Consider the following 17,986-nt stretch of genomic DNA (forward strand, 5'->3'; position numbering starts at 1 on the left):
CAAACTGCGGTCAGACGACGAGCAGGAACGGAAGTTCATCGCCGGCCTCGCCGCCATCGAGCAGGTCAGTTCGGTGCGCATCCAGGACGCCCTCCCACCACCGCACTGGCGTTCACGGAAGCGGCGGTGGGCCTGACAGACCTGATGGGAGCGGCGGGGTCACTCCCGGCCGGTGACGGGGAAGCCGCCCCGCGCTACTGCATCGAGGGACCACGGCTGAGTTCCGAGAGCAGGCAGAAGAGCCAACCGCTCCCGCCCGAGCCGGAGAAGCCGTCCGAAGGCAGCCCCCTCCGCCTCGCACCCCCGCCGGCCTCTCCGCCGGCAGCCTTCAGGTAGACCGCCCAGGTGACCAGTAGGCAGAGCGCGAAATAGCCGAGGAAGACGGGGCGGCCCCTGTCGCCGTTGTGCGAGCAGTGCCTGGCCACGCCGCGGCCACTCACGGGGGACTCGTGCAGGGCCACGGCATCGGCCTTGAACTCGTCCGAGTAGTCCTTCATGGCCGTCGGCGGTCTTCTCGCTTCCTCCGGATCAAGCAGATCCGGTATCAGTGTGTCCACCACCCAGGGGGAGGTCCCGGGGTCAGGACGCGTTACTGCCCGAGCTCGGCTCCGCACCGGTTCCGCCAGGTCGATGTTCCCCTTGTCAGGCTGCAAAGAGCCAGCAAAGACGTGACCCGGAGCTCACACGGTGCCACGGAAACCCAACACCGCGAAGATGGCCGCACATCGGAATCTGCCTGCGTTTTGCAAGGCCAACACCGCTCCGCTGCTTCGGATTTCGTTGATCGTCGGGGGTTGTGGCCATGTTTTCGTCATGTCACGCTCCACTACGTCGCGACATCGGGATCCATTGCCTGAACAGACGCAACCGCGAAGGGCCATCGTGTATTTCGAGATACTCAAAGCCAAGATCCACCGCGCCACCGTCACCCAGTCCCACCTCAACTACGTCGGATCCATCACGATCGACCTCGATCTGATGGAGGCGGCGGGCCTCCGCCGCCACGAGAAGGTCGACCTGGTCAACGTCACCAACGGCGCCCGTCTGTCGACCTACGTGATCGAAGGGCCCAGGGGCTCCGGCGTGATCGGCGTCAACGGCCCGTCGGCGCGTCAGGCCCAGGTGGGGGATCTGGTCCTGATCGTGTCGTACGCCGCTGTCACACCACAGGAAGCCGACGAGTTCGAGCCGAGGGTCGTCTTCGTCGACGGCAAGAACAAGATCACCGGTTTCGGCGGGGACGCGGCCGAAGTGCCGCCCGGGAGCGGCCTTGTTCGCGGAGACCGGATAGCCGGCGCCTGACCGGACGGGCCCCGGGACCGCACACCGCGCCGGGGTCCGTGCCGTACTCCCTCGCCTCCCGCGTAGCTCTCCCCATATCCCGCATCTCTCCACCTCCCCGTCTTCCGTCTCCTCATCGGCCGCATCTCGACCTGAACGGGAATGACTTGACCACCGCGCTCTCCGCACCCACGGTCCTGACGAACGCCCTCACGCATTACCACGAGGAACTGCAGCACGCACTGTCCGCTCTCGAACGCGACCGTGCCGGCAGCGGCGAAGCGTTCTCACCCACGTTTCGTCTGCCCGAACCCAGCCTCGCCCTTGAGCAGTTCTTCTCGGTGTCGGACATCGGCATCGCCGAACTGGCCTCCTACCGTGGTCTCTCCCTGCGTCTGCTCGACCTGATGCGGAACCCTGGGACGCGTACCACCAAGACGCTCGCCTCGCTGACCATCGTCGCCCGGGCGGTGCGGCATATCACCGAGACCGGCGAGCGCATCCTGATCGTCACCCCCTCGTCCGCGAACAAGGCCACGGCTCTGCGTGACGCCGTGCATCGGGCCATCGTCTCCGGTCTGGTGACGCAGGATCAGCTGCAGATCGCCAGCGTTGTCCCCGATGTGTCCACTGCCAAGCTGTGGTCGTCACCGTTGAGCGAGGACGCCCTGCTGCGGCGTCGCAACCCGCTGGTGGTGCACGGTTCCGAGGAGCCCGCCTCGGTCAAGGAACTGGCCGCCGCGTTCACCGCCGAGCACGCGGAACGCCTCTGGCGGCAATACGGAGTCCGTGTCTGGTACACCCTCGGGCTGGACAACTACCGGGCCGCGGACATGATCCGCGCATTTGCCGAACGGGACCTGTTGCCCCAGAGAGACAGCGGCACCGTCACCGGCACCCGGACCCATGTGCACTCCGTCTCCAGCGCCTTCGGGCTGCTCGGGCACGATCTCGGACACCGCACGGTCGCGGAGAGCGGTGGACGAACACTGCCACGGGCCCGCTACTTCCTCGTCCAGCACCTCGGCACCCCGGACATGGTGCTCAGCCTCCGCCATGGCACCCACGACCGCGGGAATCTGCCCGTCTACCGCTTCGAACCGTCCGAGGGGCTGTACCGGCAGGAGGCCGACCCGCACTTCCCGGCGACGACCTTCGATCCCGAGGAACAGCTCGATCCCACCTTCTACACCCGCCGCCCGGTCACCTCCGCGCAGATGGATCCCCTCATCGCGACGCAGGGCGGAGGCGGCCTCGTCGTCTCGCTGCACGAGTGCCTGAGCCGGTACGCCGAAGTACGCGGCCTCCTGGCTGCCGCCGACGTCTCGCTGCCCGCCGATCCCCGGCGTCTGCGCGAGTGGTCGCTCGTCATGGCCGTCACCGGAACCCTCAACGCCGCCGATCGCGGGCTGCTCCCCGACAGCGAGGACGTGCTGATCCACGGCTCCGGCAGTTACGGCGACCAGGACTACCGCCCGGTGCCAGACCACCACCGTCTCACAGCCGCGGACGTGACCACCCTCGCCGGTCACGTGGAGGACGCGGTCCGCGCGGCATCCGCCCACTGACGTCGCCCCGCCTGCCGGAACCAGGAACCCGTACGAACAGGAGCAGTCATGCCCAGGCACCCGGACAGTCTGCTGTCCCTCACCGACTTCAACGGCGCGCCGCTGGCCGACGACATGGTGTGGGAGAGCTTCCACGGCCTGATGGAGCGTCACGGCTACGTCTTCATGAGCAGTGTGCCCGAAACCTTCGACCCGGTGGCCTTCTGCAAGCGGCTCGGTGATTTCGTGCCCCAGTACACCGGGGTCCTGGTCGGCGACGTCCGGCCGGAGCCGGGAATGGAGGAGTTCTACCACGCGGGCAACACCAAACCCCTCTATCCGCACTCCGAGGGCTACGACTTCGAGGGGCTGCCCCCGCGCTACCTCGCCCTGTGGTGCGAAACTCCCAACACCGGCGCGGGCGGCGAAACCACGATCGCCGACGCCCGCGCCTGGGCCGGGTCGCTGGCCGAGGCCGACCGTGCGTACCTGCGCGAGCGCATCTGGGACTGGGAGACCACCGACGCGATGCGGCACCTGGGCCTCGACCTGCACCCTGAGCATCCGGTCATCGAGGACCACCCCGACGGCACCATCGTCCGCTACTCCTTCAACAACCTGGTGCGCGGTGACGACGACCGGATCGGACCACTGCTCGAAGATGCCAAGAACCACTTCGAGCGCGAGCACGTGGCCATCCAGTACGAGCGGCGGGACATGCTCGTCTTCGACAACTGGCGCATGCTGCACGCCCGCAACGCGTTCACCGACACCGGCCGCCACCTCCGCCGCATCCAGATCGCTCATCGGGGCACGGAGTGACCGCCACCGCACCTGCGGGCATCGCCGTGGTGGGCGGCGGCTCACTGGCCCGCAGCATCTGCTACTCGCTGGCGGTCGCTGCCCAATCGCCGCCCAGCACGGTGACGGTGCTCGCCCGCTCCGCCCGGGCCGCGGACGAGATCGCCTGCATCGCGAGCGCACGAGCCGCGGCCTCTGCATCCACCACCCGGTTCACGGCCGAGGCTCTCGGCGCCTCAGACCGCAGCGCCATCGCGGGCGCGCTGCTGCGCCTACGGCCACGTGTCGTCATCAACTGCGCCTCGCTGCAGTCGCCGTGGGAGAGCACACGCGCTCCCTCGGCCTGGACCGCGCTGCTCGCCGCCGGCGGGTTCGGCATCGGTCTGCCGTTGCACGCGGTTCTCGCCCGGGAGGTGGCGCGCGCGATCCAGGACAGCGGCAGCACGGCGCTGTTCGTGAACGCCTGTTATCCGGACGCGGTCAATCCCCTGTTGCATGCCGAGAATCTGCCCGTGTTCTGCGGCGTGGGGAACTCCGCCACGCTGTCCGCCTCGCTCCACGCCGCCGTGCGACCGCAGACCGGTGAGCGATTGCGGGTCCTCGCCCACCACGCCCACCTGTACGCTCCCGCCCACCCGTCGGACGAGGCCCGGGTATGGCTCGACGACCGGCCGGTGGAGGGCGTGGGCGAACTGCTTGCCGGTCACCGCGCGTGCTCCCGCGAAGAACTGAACGCGGTGACCGGCCACACCGCGGCCGTGCTCGCCGCACGCCTGGCGGCCGGTGCCGAGGTACGCGCCGACCTTCCCGGGCCTCTGGGCCTGCCGGGCGGCTACCCCGTCCACATCCACGGTGACCGGATCACACTCGACCTGCCCGACGGTCTCACCACCGAGGACGCCGTGGCGTGGCAGATGCGGATGGCCGAGCGTGACGGCGTCGTGGTCACGCCCTCGGGCGACGTCCGCTTCGGCGAGCGGGCCCGGCAGGTCCTCGCTGCACAACGTGCCGACGTACCGCAGGTGCACGAATCGCAGGACATGGAGCTGCTGGCGCGGCAACTGCTCGACCTTCGCGAGAAGTTGCGGGCGCAGCCGGTCGCTTGAGACAGCCGGGCCGCGCGCCGGACGGGCCGCGCGGCCCCGCGCCACACCAATCGCTGGAACGGAACACCTGCGCGCCTTGCGACGTACCGATGCTCAAGGAGGCCACTCATCAGTCAGCTTCACACTCGCCGTGCGCACGCTGTCGCGGCGATCAGCCGAGGACTGGGCGCCATGCCTGCTCCCGGGCTGGTCATGGGCGGCGTGATCGGCCTGCAGTGCGGGGCCGCCCTCGCCACCCGGCTCTACCCGACCGTGGGACCGGCGGGAGTGGTGACCTTGCGCCTGTGCATCGCCGCAGTCGTCCTCACCGCCCTGTGGCGGCCGGGACCGCGCTGGGACCGGGCCACACTCGGCACCGCGGCCGCCGCCGGCACCCTGCTCGCCGTCCATCACCTCAGCTACTACGAAGCGGTCGACCGCCTCCCGCTGGGTGCCGCCACGACCATGGAGTTCCTCGGCCCCTTCGCCATCGCCCTGTTCGGCTCGCGCCGTGCCACCGATCTGCTCTGGGCCTGCCTGGCCGCCGCCGGCGTCGTGCTGCTCAGCCACTCCGGGATCCCGCTCAACGCCTCGGGACTCGCCTTCGCCTCTCTCGCCGGGTGCTGCTGGGGCGGCTACATCCTCGTCGGCAAACGCCTGGTCGAACGCGTCCCCGACGGGCGCGGACTGGCCCTCGCCGTCATCTGGGGGTCCCTGCTGAGCCTGCCCTACGGCATCGCACAGGGTGGCACCCGGCTCATGGCCCCCGGCACCCTCGCCCTGGCCACCGCCGTCGCCGTACTCTCCAGCGTCCTCCCCTACACCTTCCACCTCGAAGCCCTGCGTCGCCTGCCACCCCGCACCTTCGGCATCCTCACCAGCCTCGAACCCGCCGTCGGAGCGCTCATCGGCCTGCTCCTCCTCGGCCAACACCTCGCCCCCACGCAATGGGCCGGAGTGCTCGCCGTAGCCCTCGCCTCCATCGGCACCACCCGCACCCCGGGCCGCCCCCGCAGGCCAACCACGCCCGGGACGCCGAGCGACACCGGCAACGAGCCGACGCCCCGAGCACCCGCTGACTAGAGCGTGTCTGATGGGTCGGCGATTGGCCGTGGGCGTCGTGCGGGTCTGCTGCAGGGGCGGGTGGCAGGTTCGGTCACGCGGCGTGGAGGGCCGGTGTGGTCGTGACGGTTGCGTATGCGACGGGGGTCAGCCGGCCGAGTGAGGCTTGTCGGCGGCGTCGGTGGTGGGTCCTCTCGATCCGGGTCGCGATCGCGATGCGCCGTTCCTGGCGGGTGGCCCACGGACGGCGGTCGAGGACGTTCTTCTGCAGCAGGCTGACAAAGGACTCCATGGCCGCGTTGCCGCCTGCCGCCCCGGCCCTTCCTGCCGAACCGGCCATCCCGTGGCCGTCGAGTGCCCGGACGGATCTCCGTGACCGGAACTGCGCTCCACGATCGGTGTGCAGAACGCACCCGCCGACGTCCTGACGCCGGGCAACGGCGTTGTCCAGGGCGGTCACGGCGAGGCGGGACTTCATCCACGCGGCGATGGAGTAGCCGACGATCCTGTTGCCGAAGACGTCCTTGATCGCGCAGAGGTACAGCTTTCCCTCGCCGGTGGCGTGCTCGGTGATGCCGGCGAGCCACAGCCGGTTCGGGCCATCCGCGGTGAAGTCGCGGCTCACGAGATCATCGTGCACCGGCGGGCCGGCCTTCTTGCCCCTGCCGCGGCTTTGGCCGAACACGCTCCACCAGCGGCTGTCCCGGCAGACCCGCCACACGGTCCGGTCCGCCAGACGAGCCCCGGCACCACGCGCTTCATCGGCCAGGAAGCGGTGGCCGAACCCCGGGTCGTCGCGGTGGGCGTCGAACAGCGCGTTCGCGCGATACGCCTCCTCCAGCACGGCGTCGGCCACCGGCTTGCCCGGCCAGCGGCAGCACGGCTGTCCGGCGAGCTTGAGCACCCGGCACGTCACCGTGACGGGCACCCCGTCCACGGCCGGCTCTCTCACGAGCGGGCAGGTCCCTTTCCCGGCAGATGCGCCTGCGACAGATAGGCCGAGGCCCGGCGCAGGACCTCGTTCTCCTGCTCAGCAGCTTGATCCGCCGACGTGCTTCCCGCAGTCCCGCGCTCTCCTGGCTGGTCACCCCCGTCTTGGCCCCGTCGTCGATATCCGCCCGGCGCATCCACTTCCACAGCGTCATCGGGTGGACCCCGAAGTCGGTGCCCACCTGCTCCACCGTCACACCCGGGCCGCGATTCCTCGCGACCCGCACGACGTCCTGGCGGAACTGTTCCGGATAAGGCTTGGGCACAGCGACATCCTTATCCAACCGCCCTACAGGGCCGGCCAGTTCAGATGTCACCCGATCGTGCAGCAGACCCTCTAAACCCCATCAACACTCACCACAAAGGGTCCGTCAGTAAGCTGACGGGCCCTCATGAATGATCGAGTTCAGGCTCCTCTGGTTCGGATTGCGAGCAGGGGGAGACTTATGGTTGGTGTGGTGTCTGAGCGGTTCGGAACTGATGGGGCGGGACATGCGTCACTGCCGCCTGTGGCAAGCCATGCACATTGAGCCGGGCGTAGGCATCGGGAAGGCGTTCGGTGACTGAACCGCGGACGGCTGCTGGCGTCACCCCGTTTCGCGGACAACAGCCACACGGAGATCAAATCAGCATGGCGATTCTCTGCGAGGTGCCCTGCATCGTTATGGTTTCATGCCTCCTCGTCTCCATACTCGTCTTCGTATTCGTCTTCTGTTTCGTCCTCGGGGTATTCGTCCTCCGGTGCCTCTTCCTCTTCCTCTTCTTCGGGTTCTTCGTCCTCGTACTCGCCTTCTTCCTCTTCCAGTGCCTCTTCGTGAGTGCGCACCACCTCGCCCTGGCGGATCTCGCCGCGCCAGCCGTCGGCGTCCTCGTCCGAGAGGGTGACGTAGCGCTGGAAGTGTTTGGCGTCGAGCCGGAGTCGGCGGCCCTGGGCGCGCCAAAGGTTGCCGGTTTTCTCGAAGAACCCCGAAGGGTAGTACTCGACGACGAGCACGATGTGCGTGAGCGTGGGCGTGATTTCGTGGAAGCTGACGCAGCCTCGGGTGCTGCCTTTGGCGCCGTCCGAAGTCCACATGATGCGCTCGTCCGGGATCTGTTCTTGGATGGTGGCCTTCCAGGAACGGGTGGACGGACCCACCTTTACCTTCCAGTCACTGCTGGTTTCGTCACCTTGTGACACGCTGCGCACGCCTTTGGTGAAGGAGCTGAACTTCTCGAACCGGGTCCAGTGGTCGTAGGCGACGCGTATGGGGACGCCCACATCCAAATGCTCGATGATGGTCGTGACCTTGGGATTACCGGACCTGCTACCCTTGCCGCCGCCGAACAGGCTCGAAACCTTCTCGGCCGCGCTGTCCTTGATATCTTTCGCCTTCTCGCCGATCAGGGCCTTGAGAGGTGAGTCCCCCTGGAGGACGCGGACGCCGACTTTGGGGAGCACGCCGCCGTTCTCGGCCACGTCCAGCAACTGGTCGGTGAGGTCTTCCACTTTGTCGCCCGCCAGGTCCGCGAGATGCTCGACCTGCGCACCGGCGTAGTCGACGAGTTCGTCACGCAACCGGTCGAGGCCGGAGGGTTCGTCCCGCCCGGTCTTCTGTGCCGTCCTGGCCATGGCCTACCTCCGCCGCGTGGTGGACGCCCTTTTGGTCGCCGCCTTCTTCGGGGCACTCTTCCTGGGGGCGGCTTTCTTCGCCGCGCTCTTCCTGGCCGGTGCGGCAGTCTTCCTCGCCGCGGCCTTTCTCACCGGAGCCGCGGTTTTCTTCGCCGCGGTTTTCCTGGCCGGAGCCGCTTTCTTCGTGGTCGTCTTCTTCGCCGGCTGTGCCTTCTTGGCGGTGGTCTTACGCGCCGGCGCCTTTCGCGGCGTAGGGCGTGCGGACGGACGTTTGGCTGTGCGGCGGTGGCTGCGCGGCTCCTCCTGGGTGTCTTCAGCCCTGTGGCCGGGACGCCGACGCCTGGAGATGGGCTTCTTGGCCCGGGGCTGTTCCTCTTCCTCTTCCGGTTCTTCTTCGCCGGGTTCCTCTTCCTCCCCGTCCTCCTCCTCGACGTCCTCGTACTCTTCTTCGGCCTCCGGCTCGTGCTCTTCTTCCTCGCCTTCCTCTCGCCTCTCGCTTCCGATGCGTGCGGTCCGCTCGTGCAGGGCGTCCGCGAGGTCGCCGAGTTTGCGGTCGGCAGCAGCCGCTAGAGCCTTGCGGCCCGCGTCCTTGAATTCGCCCCGCACCTGCTCGTTGAGGTCGGCGACCTGGGGGATCTCCTGGAGCTTGCGGAGCCCGTCACTGAGCAGTTGCTGGGGTTCCAGGCCGAAACGGCGGCCCGCGAGATAGGTGGCCAGTCCGAAGGCGAGTCGCCCCTTCTTGGTCCGGCCGAGGACATAGCCGCCGGCGACTGCGGCAGCGAGAGCGATCTTCGTTGAATCGTTCATCGATCATTCCCTCCGGCGAGCCGCTGCGCGGTCGCACGGCGGCGCGCGGCCACCGGCGGCCCGTCGCGGCACACTTTCAAGGTGCATATGGTGAAATAGTACATTTGAGTGATGGGGGGTGCCGCTCCAGCAACGGAGTTGGGAACATGCCCGCCTCAGACAAGGACAGCACGGGGAGTGGCAGGCGCCCCTCCCACAGTGACGACACCACACGCCGCACCGGGCGCAGCCGGAAATCCGCCCAGCACTCGGCGGCCTGGGCCATGCGCTCCGCCGCCCGGCAGCTGGAGGAACTCCTCGGACGCGCCCCCGAGTCGGTGTCGGCAATCAAGCCGACCGAGGAGGGATGGGAGGCGGATGTCGAGGTACTCGAGCTGGAGCGAGTCCCCGAGACCACCAGCGTGCTCGGCACCTACCACGTCAGGCTGGATGCGGAGGGCGAACTGCTGGCGTATGAACGGACCCGCCGCTACACGCGCGGCCAGATCGACCGGCGTCGCTGATTTATGCACGTGGGGGTGGTGAAGGGAGGCGCCATGACTGTGGTGCCGCAGGGCGAAAGCAGCCTCTCGCGCGGTAGCACGAGCAGCCTGTACGACGTCCTGGACCTGATTCTGGACCGCGGCCTCGTCATAGACGTCTTCGTCCGTGTGTCCCTCGTCGGTATCGAGATACTCAAGATCGACGCCCGCATTGTCGTTGCCAGTGTGGACACCTACCTTCGCTTCGCCGAGGCCTGCAACCGCCTCGACCTCGAAACAGGTAGCAAACAGCCCACCCAGCTCACCGATCTCGTCGGCGAGATCACCGAAGGCGGGGCGGAGGGCAAGTCCAAGGGGGCTCTCACCGGCGCCGTCGAGGCCGTCAAGGACACCCTGACAGGTGACGGCGGTGAAGCGGATGACGCGGATGAAGACGAGGAGGAGTACGAGGACGGCGAAGGTGAACAGGAGGAGCCCGAATACGAGGAGGAGCCCCGGCAACAGCGTCGTCGACAGGCCAGGAGGGCTTCCCGGCGGCAGAGGGAGTGACCATGGCCGTCTACGTCTACTCCATCACCTCGAAGGACCACCCGATGCGGCTGGACGACGTCCACGGCGTCGGCGAGCCTTCCAGCCCACTGCGCACAGTGACAAACGGTTCGCTGTGTGCGGTCGTCAGCGACGCGCCCGAGGACCTGCGTGCCCGGCGGCGTGATGTGCTGGCTCACCAGGAAGTCCAGGAGCGGCTGATGGCCGAGGGCGCCGTACTGCCGCTGCAGTTCGGCATGACGGCCGAGAGCGACGAAGCCGTACGCGCAGCCCTGGAGGACAGGGCGGACGAATACCAGGAACGGCTGCGAAGCCTGGAAGGGGCCAGGGAGTACAACCTGAAGGTCTCCTGGGAGGAAGGGGCGCTGCTGCGCCGGATCCTGCTGGAGTCCGAGGAGGCCCGTGAACTGAACGCCGCCACTCGCGGTGGCAACGGCACCCCGCAGATGTCAGTTGCGCTCGGCGAACTGGTCGCGCGGGAAGCCGAGGTTCGGCAACAGGCGCTCGCCACGGGCATCGTCGAGGCTCTGCGCCCGTACGCGCGCGACGAGACCCCCTCGCCCCCCGGCGGCCGTGACTTCCTCAACATCTCCTTTCTGGTCCCGGCGGACAAGGAGGAAATGTTCCAAGCCGCGGGGATCAGACTGGCCAACCAACTGGGCGAGGAATGCGAGGTCCGACTACGTGGCCCGCTGCCCCCGTACAGTTTCGTCTGAGAGGCGCAGCTCATGGGCCTGCTGTCTCAGCTCCTCACCTTCCCGCTGGCGCCCGTGCGGGGCGTGGGCTGGGTTGTCGACCGGGTGATCGAGGCCGCCGAGCGGGAGTACTACGACCCCGAGCCCGTCGAGCGTGAACTGGCCGCGCTGGAGCGGGCACTGCTTGAGGGCCGCATCGATCAGAAGACCTTCGACGAGCACGAGGACCGGCTCCTGGACCGTCTGGAGGAGATCACAGCCTACTGGCGGGGCAACCCCGCTCCCTGAGCTGGAATCGAGGTGGCTGCGGTGTCGGAATCCCCTGCGAACCGGCTGAGCGCGTACCCGTCCAGGGCCACGGCCTCGTACGGGTACGGACAAGGCTCCTCCGCGAACCTGGCCGACATCCTCGAGCGCGTCCTGGACAAGGGGATCGTCATCGCCGGGGACATCCGGATCAATCTCCTGGACATCGAGTTGCTCACCGTCAAACTCCGGCTCATCGTCGCCTCCGTCGACAAAGCCAGGGAAATGGGAATTGACTGGTGGGAGCATGATCCGTCGCTTTCCTCCCGGCCTGGCGAGCGAGCGCTGGCCGAAGAGAACAGACGGTTGCACGCAGAGATCGAGACGCTGAAAGGCGAGCGTGAGCTGCCGCCGGACGAGGAGCGGACCGCCGCACGGCGCCGCCCGAGGTCCTCCACCACTCGACACCGGAACGGGGCTGCCGATGACTGATCCGGTCACCTATGCCTACGCCGTGCTACGCACCGCGGACGGGCTTGCCGAGGCCCTGGGCGATGTGAAGGGCGTGGCGGGGGCGTCCGTTCGCCTGGTACGGGAAGAATTCGGGAGCGAACTGACGGCTGCTGTCAGTTCGGTGCCCGCCCAGGACTTCCAGGAGAGCGCCCTGCGACGCCATCTGGAGGACCTGGACTGGCTCGAGGCCGTCGCCCGCGCTCACCACGCGGTGATCGAGGCCCTGGCCGCACACACCACCGTCCTGCCCCTGCGGCTCGCCACGGTGTACCTGGATGACAAACGGGTGGGGACCATGCTGCGCGAGGAGGCGGACGGGCTCTCCCGCGCCCTTCGGCGGCTGGCAGGACATCTCGAGTGGGGCGTGAAGATCTACGTGGAACCGCAGCCGGGCGCACAGGCCACCGGTGAGGCGGGCGCGGTCGGCACGGTCGGCGGGCTCGGTCCGGGCCGGGCCTATCTGCGCGCTCGCCGCTCCCAGCGGCACTCGCGCGACGAGGCCTACAGGGCCGCCCGGCAGGCCGCCGAACGCGTCGAAGCGATCGGCCACACCATGGCGGCGGGCCACGCCCGGCACCGGGTACAGCAAGGAGAACTCGCCGCTGACGCCGGTGAGAACGTCGTCAACGACGCCTACCTCCTCTCGCGTGAGGCGGCGGCAGGCTTCCGGACGCGGGTGCTTGAGGTCGCCCAGGGACTGTCCGGTGTGCGGATCGACGTCACTGGACCCTGGGCGCCGTACTCCTTCGTCGCCCCGCCGGGCACGCAGTCATCCGCATCGGACCGGGCGCCATGAACGACGTGACGCACTCGCCCGGGGCCGAGCCGCTGGCGCAGCGCCAGGTGGCCCTCATCGACCTGCTCGACCGCCTGCTGAGCGGCGGTGTCGTCCTCACCGGGGACGTGGTCCTGTCGATCGCCGACATCGACCTGGTGCGCATCTCACTGCGGGCTCTGATCGTCTCTGTGAGCGCCCAGAACCCGTCACCATGGATGACGCCGACACGCCCCGGGGAGGCGTCATGACGGGTGTGGTCGCCGGGGGCGGGCACACCGATCCGCCCGACCGTATGGGCGAGGTCGCCGAAGCGGCCGCCCGGGCCTGCCGGCTGCTGTCCGCGGTACCCGACGTCACCACACCGGCCCGTCCGTCACCGCGCCCCGCCCGCCGCATCAGTACCGACCCGGACACCGTCGAACGGGACCTGGTCCGGCTTGTCCTCACCCTGGTTGAACTGCTGCGGCAACTCATGGAGCGCCAGGCGTTGCACCGCGTTGACCAAGGCGATCTCACCGAGGAGCAGGAAGAACGGCTCGGTTCCACTCTCATGATCCTCCACGACCGGATGTCCGAGCTCTGCACCCGCTACGGCCTGACCATGGAGGACCTCAACTTGGACCTGGGCCCGCTCGGCCCCCTCCTTCCCCCTGATCGCGCAAGTGACACCCCTTCCTGAGCGGTCCCGCGGTCGTGATCGCGCAATGGGTGCGACGCGTCCCCGCCGCAGTGACGGTTGTTTTCCTGCGAGATATGGGGTACCCGACGTGGGTGTCCACAACCTCCCATGGCTAGGAGAGTGAACAACGATGGCTGTAGAGAAAAAGGCCAAGGGCAAGATGGAAGAAGCCGCAGGCAAGACCAAAGAGGCGGTCGGACGCACCGTGGGCAACGAGCGGATGACGGCTGAGGGACAGGCCAAGAAGTCGAAGGGCGCAGCGCGTCAGGCCAAGGAGAAGACCAAGGACGTATTCAAGCACTGAGCAGGAAAGTCCTGGGCGGGATCCCTGAAATCCGGATCCCGCCCCTCTGCAGTCAAGTCGCACGTCACCAGTCTGATCCAGCGGGGCTCATGGCATGACGAGCGTCCGGATCGGAGGCGGACGGAACGCCGTCAAAATCACCAGTAGTGACGTCGGCCGGCGACTGCGTGCCCCATCGAACCCATGGCCCACAAGGCGATTCCGACCACCGCCAGAATGAGGCCTATGGTCCACAGGATCGATATTCCTGTGACGAAACCGACTATGAGCAGAATGATCCCGAGTGCGATCATGGCGTGCCTCCTGCGATGGGTAGCGGCTCCTCGTTCACGGGTTCCCGGAAAATGGTTCCTTTCATCGGCGGTGCGGCGAAAATCTGGAGCACACCCCAGTCCTTCGTGGTGTCGATGGCCCGCCCGTTGGCGGCAGGGCGACCTCGTGAGCTGGCCCGTGAGGGCGCTTGGGTATCGGCCTGTGACCGGGCCCCGCCGTCGGGCTTGGCCTTGCCCCCGACTGCCTCCCTACGGGGCAGCAGCAGTGTTCGACGCCGGAGTGGCACTTCGGCCCTCAGCCGTCCTGCGCACGCACCGAGTGACGTGCACCCGGTCTATGCATGCTCCTGGCCTTGGAGCATCGGGCGCCGGGTCTGACCTCCGCGGGTGCGGTGCCGGGGGTGTCCGTCGGCCCGACGTGTGCGGGCGACGGCTGCCGTGAGCTGCCTTTGGACCGGGTCCGGCAGAGACGTGCCCTGCACGGTGGTGACCACGTCTTCGGCCAGGAGGTGCAGTTTGGTGTTGGTGTTCTGTGATGCCGCGACCAGTACCTTCCACGCCTCGTCCGCGTTCAGGCCGAAGGAGGCCATGAGGATGCCGCGTGCCAGGTCTATTTCCGGCCGGGTCCGCAGCGCACGCCGCAACTGGACCACCTCCGTCTGCAGGAGGCCGTCCTCGGGGCCCTCGCGCATCCGGCCGGGCCTGCCGGCGGCCGGGTGGGCGTGGTCGTGCGCGGGGGAGAAGAGGGGGTAGGTGTCGGTGTAGGCCAGCAGGCGTTCCGTGGCGGGGCTGGCCTCGGTGACGGTGATCGTTTTTCCCGTCGTGAGCGCGTCGCGGCGAGCGGTCAGGAGTACGTTGAGCGCGGAGCAGTCCACGAACATGAGTTCGCCGAGGTCGAGGTCCACGCCCTCCTCCGACTTCGCGAGGGCCTCGCTGAGGGCGTGCTTAAGGCGCTGACTGTTGTCGAGGCAGAACTTCCCGCTCACGGCGACGGTCACGCGGACGCCGGGCGGCCCCGCCTGCACGAGCAGAGTCGTGCAGGGCGACAGTGTGCCGTCGGTTTCGTCGCTTGCGGGGGACCTGTTCTGGGGCGGTTGGTTCATGCTCGCCTCCTCCGCATGTCTCCTCCAGGCTCGCCCGTACCCCATGAGCGTCAAGCCCTGCACGAATCCAAGTTCGTACTTTGGAGTACGTGAACGTACGGTCGTACGATGGAGTCATGGCTGATGGAGTGCCCGAACCGCACAACGGGTGGACGTTCCTGACCAACCACGCGCGGGTACTGGCCAGCATCGCCGACAACCACAACGCGCGCGTCCGTGACATCGCGGCGCGCTGCCGGCTCACGGAACGCGCTGTTCAAAAGATCATCGTGGACCTGGAGCAGAACGGGTACCTGTCGCATACCCGGGTCGGCCGCGTCAATCGGTACAGCATCGACCCGGACAGGGTCCTTCGCCATCCGGCCGAGGCAGGCCTGACTGTGGCCTCCCTGCTGTCGGTGCTGGTCAGGGACGAGGACGAGCGCCGAGGTTTTGGCGACCACGTCCGGCCCGACACGTGAGGGCAGCGGTCAGTTGCGGGCAGGCGCGGCTTGCCGGTCGGGCTCGAGTCACGGGTCGGTCCTCTGCGGATGAATATCGCTGCCCGGGGGACCTCGGCTGAAGGCCCGCCCGCGCCACGTTCTACGTGGCTCCTGAGCAGTCAACAGAATGATGAAGGGGCCCAGTGCCGCCGAGGCTGCGCTGGGTCCCATGGCATCCGAGGGAAAGTTGACAGAGGGCTCGCTGGTCGACGTTGCGAGGTGACACTGATGCGGGATTCACCTGACAAAGAGAGGCCCGAGGCCGACGCCGGCGGCACGAAACGCCGGGACGCCGAACGCGAGCGGCGTTTCGACCCTGACGAACTGATACCTGCCTCAGGTGGAGAGATTTCCCCCGAAACCGTCGAACGGATAAGGCAGCGCATGGAAGAGCAGCGGGAGGCAGAAAGCGAGCAGCCATAGTCGTGGTGCCTGTGCCGACCGGCCGGGTGCCTCAGCCCTGGGTTTTGCCCGGGAGTCGTTCATCGGGCGACGAGGACTTGGAAGCCGCCAGGGCTCACGCGTGCGCCGCGTCTGGGGTGGCGTGGTCGGCGATCCAGTGGTCGACGCGGGCCCACTGGGTGAGCAGCCACTCGCTGCGGGCATCGTCGCCCAGCGGGACGCGGCTCGCGGGTATGCGCCACCAGCGTGCTCGCACGCCGTCGCGGAGCGGCAGCCGGTTCCAAACGGTGCGCGCCGAGTGGACGACGTCGAGGCCGGTGTGGGCGACGAAGACCACGTCGGCCGCGGGCGCGGCGGCGATCGCGGCGAGTGCGCCGGCGTCCAGCGGTGGGAGGACATGGCGCATCTGTTCCGCGCGGGATGCCCGCCGCGGCAATCCCCGGCGGCGCAGTGAGGCGATCGCGCGCCGGCGGCGGCGCGGTGTGAAGTTGCCGCCCTCCGGAAAGATCACGAGGGCGTCGCCCGGTCCCAGCTTGGCCGCCAGGTCCCCGATCGCGTCCTCGGCGCGGCCGTCGAGGGGCGGGAGGAAGCAGTGGGGGACTCGCCCGATGAGGACGTCGAGAGCGGGGTCGGCGCGGAGCGTCCGCTTCAGAACGGTGTGCGGGCGCAACCCGGCCCGGCTGAGCAATATCTGGAGCAGCAGGAAGGAATCGCCGACCCCGGCGTGCCGTACGAAGACCAGGACCGGTACCACGGCGTGTCCGGTCTCGCCTGGTGGCGGGGGCCTCACTTCCACCTGGAGCCGGAAGACTCGCTCGGCCGCGCGTCGTAGCAGCCGCAGCAGCCGCTCCAGCACGGCGAATGCCTCCGCGGTGCGTCGCTCCTCGCGGTTCTGTTTGTCGGGCAGCTGTCGCACCCACAAAATGGCGGCGGCCATCAGCCCGGCCAAGTCCACCAGGAGGTAGAAAAGCGCGAAGCTGGTGATCCGCACCGGTTTCCACGGGCCGCGTGTGGCGAGTGAGACCGGCGCGCAGAGCACGCCTGCGGCGACGACGAGCGCGGCCACCGTCGGGATGAGGGCGAACAGCAGCGTGGCGGTGGCGGTGCGGCGCAGCCCGGTTACCAGCGCCCCGGCCAGCCGCGCCGCGTGTCTTCGGGACGTCCTCGCATCGGTCATGGCTCGCCGTCGGGTGTGCTGAGAGCGGTCTCGAGATAGCGGGAGGAGGCGGCGTAGGCGCGCTCGATGCGATCGGCGGTCCGGCCGAAGCTGCGGTGGCGCAACTGCCGCAGGGTGGCTGTGCCTTCTTCGGGACCCGAGCCCGACGGCAGCACGCGGACCGTGACACCGGGCGGCAGGTCCGCCATGTCCCGGGCGAATCGGTGTCTGCGAGCGATCTCGAACGCCACCAGGGCCACCTGCCAGGGGGCCCGCGGCGGGCAGAGGGCTCGCTCGACGCGGCCGACCTGCAACACATAGACCTCGGTCGCACCGAGGGCCACCGCGCGGCCGACGGGGATGCTGTTGACCAGACCGCCGTCGACGTAGTGCTCGCCGTCAAGGCGGACGGGCGGTAGCAGCCCGGGTACTGCGCACGAAGCGAGCACGGCATCCACCAGCGGCCCGGCGGCGAACCAGTGCTCGGCGGCCCGCTCGATGTTCGCCGCCACGCACTGGAACGGCAGGGCCAGATCCTCGATGTCTGTCACCGGAAGGTGGGAGGAGAGCAGTTCGCGCAGCGGTGTGGGGTGGTACATGTGAGTGCCACTGCGCACGACGGTGCTCATCCGTCTGAGCAGTGATCCGGAGAACACGCCGGCACGTCCAAGGCCGGTCCACAGGTCGGCGAGCCGGGCCACCGACGCCCGCGACGGATCGGCGGCGACGGCTGCGCCGTTGATCGCGCCGACGGAGGTGCCGACGACGACGTCCGGGTGTACGGCGGCGGCGAAGAGCGCCTTGAGCATGCCGACCTCGTAGGCGCCGAGCGCACCGCCGCCGCCCAGCACGAAGGCGCGGGTCGATGGGTGGGCTGGACGGCTGTCCTCCATGGCCGAAGGGTGCCCCGGTACGACGCCGTCAACCACCGGCGCGAGAGCCGCCTCCGGCGTTCAGATGACCAGGACCCGGCGTCCGCGTGTGTGGCCGGACCTGGCTGTCGATGTGCGCCGCCGCGGCCTCATTGAGCGGGTACGCCGCCGCAGCCTCATCGAGCGGGTACGACTTCTCGACCGGGATACGGAGCTTTCCCCGTGCGATGAGGCCGACGGCCTCGGAGAGCGCTTCTGGCATGCTCCC

General features: G+C 68.5%; 23 protein-coding genes and 2 pseudogenes. 16 read left to right on the forward strand and 9 right to left on the reverse strand.

The annotated features are described in order from the left end of the window. Positions 1-194: 194 nt before the first annotated feature. Positions 195-497, reverse strand: a complete 303-nt coding sequence (locus ACZ4MF_RS46740) for a hypothetical protein (protein ID WP_467500262.1) — start codon at positions 495-497, stop codon at positions 195-197. Positions 498-882: 385 nt separating this feature from the next. Here ACZ4MF_RS46740 and panD point away from each other — a divergent pair, with 385 nt between their 5' ends. The 5 genes from panD to ACZ4MF_RS46765 all read left to right on the forward strand — a co-directional run bounded on the left by panD (position 883) and on the right by ACZ4MF_RS46765 (position 5,797). Continuing rightward, positions 883-1,302: an aspartate 1-decarboxylase gene (panD, locus tag ACZ4MF_RS46745; RefSeq protein ID WP_467500263.1), complete on the forward strand. Its 420-nt coding sequence runs from the start codon at positions 883-885 to the stop codon at positions 1,300-1,302. A gap of 146 nt (positions 1,303-1,448) precedes the next feature. Then, the gene (locus ACZ4MF_RS46750; protein WP_467500265.1) at positions 1,449-2,849 is read left to right on the forward strand and encodes a DUF6002 family protein; all 1,401 of its coding nucleotides are present in this window, start codon (positions 1,449-1,451) and stop codon (positions 2,847-2,849) included. 48 nt (positions 2,850-2,897) lie between these two features. Then, complete coding sequence (locus ACZ4MF_RS46755) at positions 2,898-3,650, forward strand: TauD/TfdA family dioxygenase (protein ID WP_467500267.1); 753 nt, start codon at positions 2,898-2,900, stop codon at positions 3,648-3,650. Beyond that, a complete protein-coding gene (locus ACZ4MF_RS46760) occupies positions 3,647-4,735 on the forward strand; it encodes a hypothetical protein (RefSeq protein WP_467500269.1) in 1,089 nt (362 codons plus the stop codon). The genes ACZ4MF_RS46755 and ACZ4MF_RS46760 overlap by 4 nt, the downstream gene beginning before the upstream one ends. Before the next feature lie 171 nt (positions 4,736-4,906). Beyond that, the gene (locus ACZ4MF_RS46765) at positions 4,907-5,797 is read left to right on the forward strand and encodes an EamA family transporter (RefSeq protein ID WP_467500271.1); all 891 of its coding nucleotides are present in this window, start codon (positions 4,907-4,909) and stop codon (positions 5,795-5,797) included. Positions 5,798-5,870: 73 nt separating this feature from the next. Here the strand turns inward: ACZ4MF_RS46765 and ACZ4MF_RS46770 are convergent. From ACZ4MF_RS46770 to ACZ4MF_RS46780, 3 genes and pseudogenes are all read right to left on the reverse strand, one after another. Further along, positions 5,871-7,032 (reverse strand): annotated as a pseudogene (locus ACZ4MF_RS46770) (IS3 family transposase). A 404-nt stretch (positions 7,033-7,436) separates the two neighbouring features. Beyond that, positions 7,437-8,378 (reverse strand): SRPBCC family protein, encoded by a 942-nt coding sequence (locus tag ACZ4MF_RS46775; RefSeq protein ID WP_467500272.1) that lies wholly within the window; start codon positions 8,376-8,378, stop codon positions 7,437-7,439. A gap of 3 nt (positions 8,379-8,381) precedes the next feature. Beyond that, positions 8,382-9,185: a histone protein gene (locus tag ACZ4MF_RS46780; protein WP_467500274.1), complete on the reverse strand. Its 804-nt coding sequence runs from the start codon at positions 9,183-9,185 to the stop codon at positions 8,382-8,384. A 146-nt stretch (positions 9,186-9,331) separates the two neighbouring features. Here ACZ4MF_RS46780 and ACZ4MF_RS46785 point away from each other — a divergent pair, with 146 nt between their 5' ends. The 9 genes from ACZ4MF_RS46785 to ACZ4MF_RS46825 all read left to right on the forward strand — a co-directional run bounded on the left by ACZ4MF_RS46785 (position 9,332) and on the right by ACZ4MF_RS46825 (position 13,431). Then, complete coding sequence (locus tag ACZ4MF_RS46785) at positions 9,332-9,688, forward strand: gas vesicle protein GvpO (protein WP_467500276.1); 357 nt, start codon at positions 9,332-9,334, stop codon at positions 9,686-9,688. Positions 9,689-9,721: 33 nt separating this feature from the next. Then, entirely contained in the window at positions 9,722-10,216 is a 495-nt protein-coding gene (locus tag ACZ4MF_RS46790; protein WP_467500278.1) for a gas vesicle structural protein GvpA, read from the forward strand. Between the two features lie 2 nt (positions 10,217-10,218). Continuing rightward, on the forward strand, positions 10,219-10,932 hold the full coding sequence (locus ACZ4MF_RS46795) for a GvpL/GvpF family gas vesicle protein (protein ID WP_467500280.1): 714 nt from the start codon (positions 10,219-10,221) through the stop codon (positions 10,930-10,932). A 12-nt stretch (positions 10,933-10,944) separates the two neighbouring features. After that, complete coding sequence (locus tag ACZ4MF_RS46800) at positions 10,945-11,199, forward strand: gas vesicle protein GvpG (protein ID WP_356039980.1); 255 nt, start codon at positions 10,945-10,947, stop codon at positions 11,197-11,199. A 21-nt stretch (positions 11,200-11,220) separates the two neighbouring features. Next, complete coding sequence (locus ACZ4MF_RS46805; protein ID WP_467500295.1) at positions 11,221-11,649, forward strand: gas vesicle protein; 429 nt, start codon at positions 11,221-11,223, stop codon at positions 11,647-11,649. Next, positions 11,642-12,466, forward strand: coding sequence for a GvpL/GvpF family gas vesicle protein (locus ACZ4MF_RS46810; protein ID WP_467500282.1), 825 nt, complete (start codon positions 11,642-11,644; stop codon positions 12,464-12,466). Before ACZ4MF_RS46805 ends, ACZ4MF_RS46810 begins: the two co-directional genes overlap by 8 nt. Continuing rightward, positions 12,463-12,696 (forward strand): gas vesicle protein, encoded by a 234-nt coding sequence (locus ACZ4MF_RS46815; protein ID WP_356039974.1) that lies wholly within the window; start codon positions 12,463-12,465, stop codon positions 12,694-12,696. Before ACZ4MF_RS46810 ends, ACZ4MF_RS46815 begins: the two co-directional genes overlap by 4 nt. Continuing rightward, positions 12,693-13,127, forward strand: a complete 435-nt coding sequence (locus ACZ4MF_RS46820; RefSeq protein ID WP_467500284.1) for a gas vesicle protein K — start codon at positions 12,693-12,695, stop codon at positions 13,125-13,127. The genes ACZ4MF_RS46815 and ACZ4MF_RS46820 overlap by 4 nt, the downstream gene beginning before the upstream one ends. Positions 13,128-13,257: 130 nt before the next feature. Continuing rightward, entirely contained in the window at positions 13,258-13,431 is a 174-nt protein-coding gene (locus tag ACZ4MF_RS46825; protein WP_351579029.1) for a CsbD family protein, read from the forward strand. Between the two features lie 137 nt (positions 13,432-13,568). Here the strand turns inward: ACZ4MF_RS46825 and ACZ4MF_RS46830 are convergent, their stop codons facing one another. Further along, a complete protein-coding gene (locus ACZ4MF_RS46830; protein WP_143076795.1) occupies positions 13,569-13,724 on the reverse strand; it encodes a DUF6131 family protein in 156 nt (51 codons plus the stop codon). A 314-nt stretch (positions 13,725-14,038) separates the two neighbouring features. After that, entirely contained in the window at positions 14,039-14,806 is a 768-nt protein-coding gene (locus ACZ4MF_RS46835) for an ANTAR domain-containing protein (RefSeq protein WP_467500287.1), read from the reverse strand. Positions 14,807-14,922: 116 nt separating this feature from the next. Here ACZ4MF_RS46835 and ACZ4MF_RS46840 point away from each other — a divergent pair, with 116 nt between their 5' ends. Both ACZ4MF_RS46840 and ACZ4MF_RS46845 read left to right on the forward strand, forming a co-directional pair. Further along, positions 14,923-15,267 (forward strand): helix-turn-helix transcriptional regulator, encoded by a 345-nt coding sequence (locus ACZ4MF_RS46840; protein WP_450673248.1) that lies wholly within the window; start codon positions 14,923-14,925, stop codon positions 15,265-15,267. Between the two features lie 249 nt (positions 15,268-15,516). Further along, entirely contained in the window at positions 15,517-15,711 is a 195-nt protein-coding gene (locus ACZ4MF_RS46845; RefSeq protein WP_467500289.1) for a hypothetical protein, read from the forward strand. 94 nt (positions 15,712-15,805) lie between these two features. On the opposite strand, the gene ACZ4MF_RS46850 is transcribed toward ACZ4MF_RS46845, so the two are convergent. The 3 genes and pseudogenes from ACZ4MF_RS46850 to ACZ4MF_RS46860 form a co-directional block, all read right to left on the reverse strand. Then, positions 15,806-16,867: a 1-acyl-sn-glycerol-3-phosphate acyltransferase gene (locus ACZ4MF_RS46850; protein ID WP_467500291.1), complete on the reverse strand. Its 1,062-nt coding sequence runs from the start codon at positions 16,865-16,867 to the stop codon at positions 15,806-15,808. Next, a complete protein-coding gene (locus ACZ4MF_RS46855; RefSeq protein WP_467500293.1) occupies positions 16,864-17,739 on the reverse strand; it encodes a patatin-like phospholipase family protein in 876 nt (291 codons plus the stop codon). Before ACZ4MF_RS46855 ends, ACZ4MF_RS46850 begins: the two co-directional genes overlap by 4 nt. A gap of 60 nt (positions 17,740-17,799) precedes the next feature. Next, positions 17,800-17,986 (reverse strand): annotated as a pseudogene (locus ACZ4MF_RS46860) (zinc-binding dehydrogenase); the annotation flags it as partial.

The organism is Streptomyces sp. NPDC025793, assembly GCF_055558375.1.

What these genes read in the sequence shown, in the direction of transcription:
- ACZ4MF_RS46780 (WP_467500274.1), bottom strand. Translation starts at nt 9,185, where the DNA reads ATGAACGATTCAACGAAGATCGCTCTCGCTGCCGCAGTCGCCGGCGGC.
- ACZ4MF_RS46775 (WP_467500272.1), bottom strand. Translation starts at nt 8,378, where the DNA reads ATGGCCAGGACGGCACAGAAGACCGGGCGGGACGAACCCTCCGGCCTC.
- ACZ4MF_RS46795 (WP_467500280.1), top strand. Translation starts at nt 10,219, where the DNA reads ATGGCCGTCTACGTCTACTCCATCACCTCGAAGGACCACCCGATGCGG.
- ACZ4MF_RS46845 (WP_467500289.1), top strand. Translation starts at nt 15,517, where the DNA reads ATGCGGGATTCACCTGACAAAGAGAGGCCCGAGGCCGACGCCGGCGGC.
- ACZ4MF_RS46800 (WP_356039980.1), top strand. Translation starts at nt 10,945, where the DNA reads ATGGGCCTGCTGTCTCAGCTCCTCACCTTCCCGCTGGCGCCCGTGCGG.
- ACZ4MF_RS46740 (WP_467500262.1), bottom strand. Translation starts at nt 497, where the DNA reads ATGAAGGACTACTCGGACGAGTTCAAGGCCGATGCCGTGGCCCTGCAC.
- ACZ4MF_RS46835 (WP_467500287.1), bottom strand. Translation starts at nt 14,806, where the DNA reads ATGAACCAACCGCCCCAGAACAGGTCCCCCGCAAGCGACGAAACCGAC.
- ACZ4MF_RS46755 (WP_467500267.1), top strand. Translation starts at nt 2,898, where the DNA reads ATGCCCAGGCACCCGGACAGTCTGCTGTCCCTCACCGACTTCAACGGC.
- ACZ4MF_RS46810 (WP_467500282.1), top strand. Translation starts at nt 11,642, where the DNA reads ATGACTGATCCGGTCACCTATGCCTACGCCGTGCTACGCACCGCGGAC.
- ACZ4MF_RS46830 (WP_143076795.1), bottom strand. Translation starts at nt 13,724, where the DNA reads ATGATCGCACTCGGGATCATTCTGCTCATAGTCGGTTTCGTCACAGGA.
- ACZ4MF_RS46785 (WP_467500276.1), top strand. Translation starts at nt 9,332, where the DNA reads ATGCCCGCCTCAGACAAGGACAGCACGGGGAGTGGCAGGCGCCCCTCC.
- ACZ4MF_RS46855 (WP_467500293.1), bottom strand. Translation starts at nt 17,739, where the DNA reads ATGGAGGACAGCCGTCCAGCCCACCCATCGACCCGCGCCTTCGTGCTG.
- ACZ4MF_RS46790 (WP_467500278.1), top strand. Translation starts at nt 9,722, where the DNA reads ATGACTGTGGTGCCGCAGGGCGAAAGCAGCCTCTCGCGCGGTAGCACG.
- ACZ4MF_RS46815 (WP_356039974.1), top strand. Translation starts at nt 12,463, where the DNA reads ATGAACGACGTGACGCACTCGCCCGGGGCCGAGCCGCTGGCGCAGCGC.
- ACZ4MF_RS46825 (WP_351579029.1), top strand. Translation starts at nt 13,258, where the DNA reads ATGGCTGTAGAGAAAAAGGCCAAGGGCAAGATGGAAGAAGCCGCAGGC.
- ACZ4MF_RS46850 (WP_467500291.1), bottom strand. Translation starts at nt 16,867, where the DNA reads ATGACCGATGCGAGGACGTCCCGAAGACACGCGGCGCGGCTGGCCGGG.
- ACZ4MF_RS46820 (WP_467500284.1), top strand. Translation starts at nt 12,693, where the DNA reads ATGACGGGTGTGGTCGCCGGGGGCGGGCACACCGATCCGCCCGACCGT.
- ACZ4MF_RS46840 (WP_450673248.1), top strand. Translation starts at nt 14,923, where the DNA reads ATGGCTGATGGAGTGCCCGAACCGCACAACGGGTGGACGTTCCTGACC.
- ACZ4MF_RS46765 (WP_467500271.1), top strand. Translation starts at nt 4,907, where the DNA reads ATGCCTGCTCCCGGGCTGGTCATGGGCGGCGTGATCGGCCTGCAGTGC.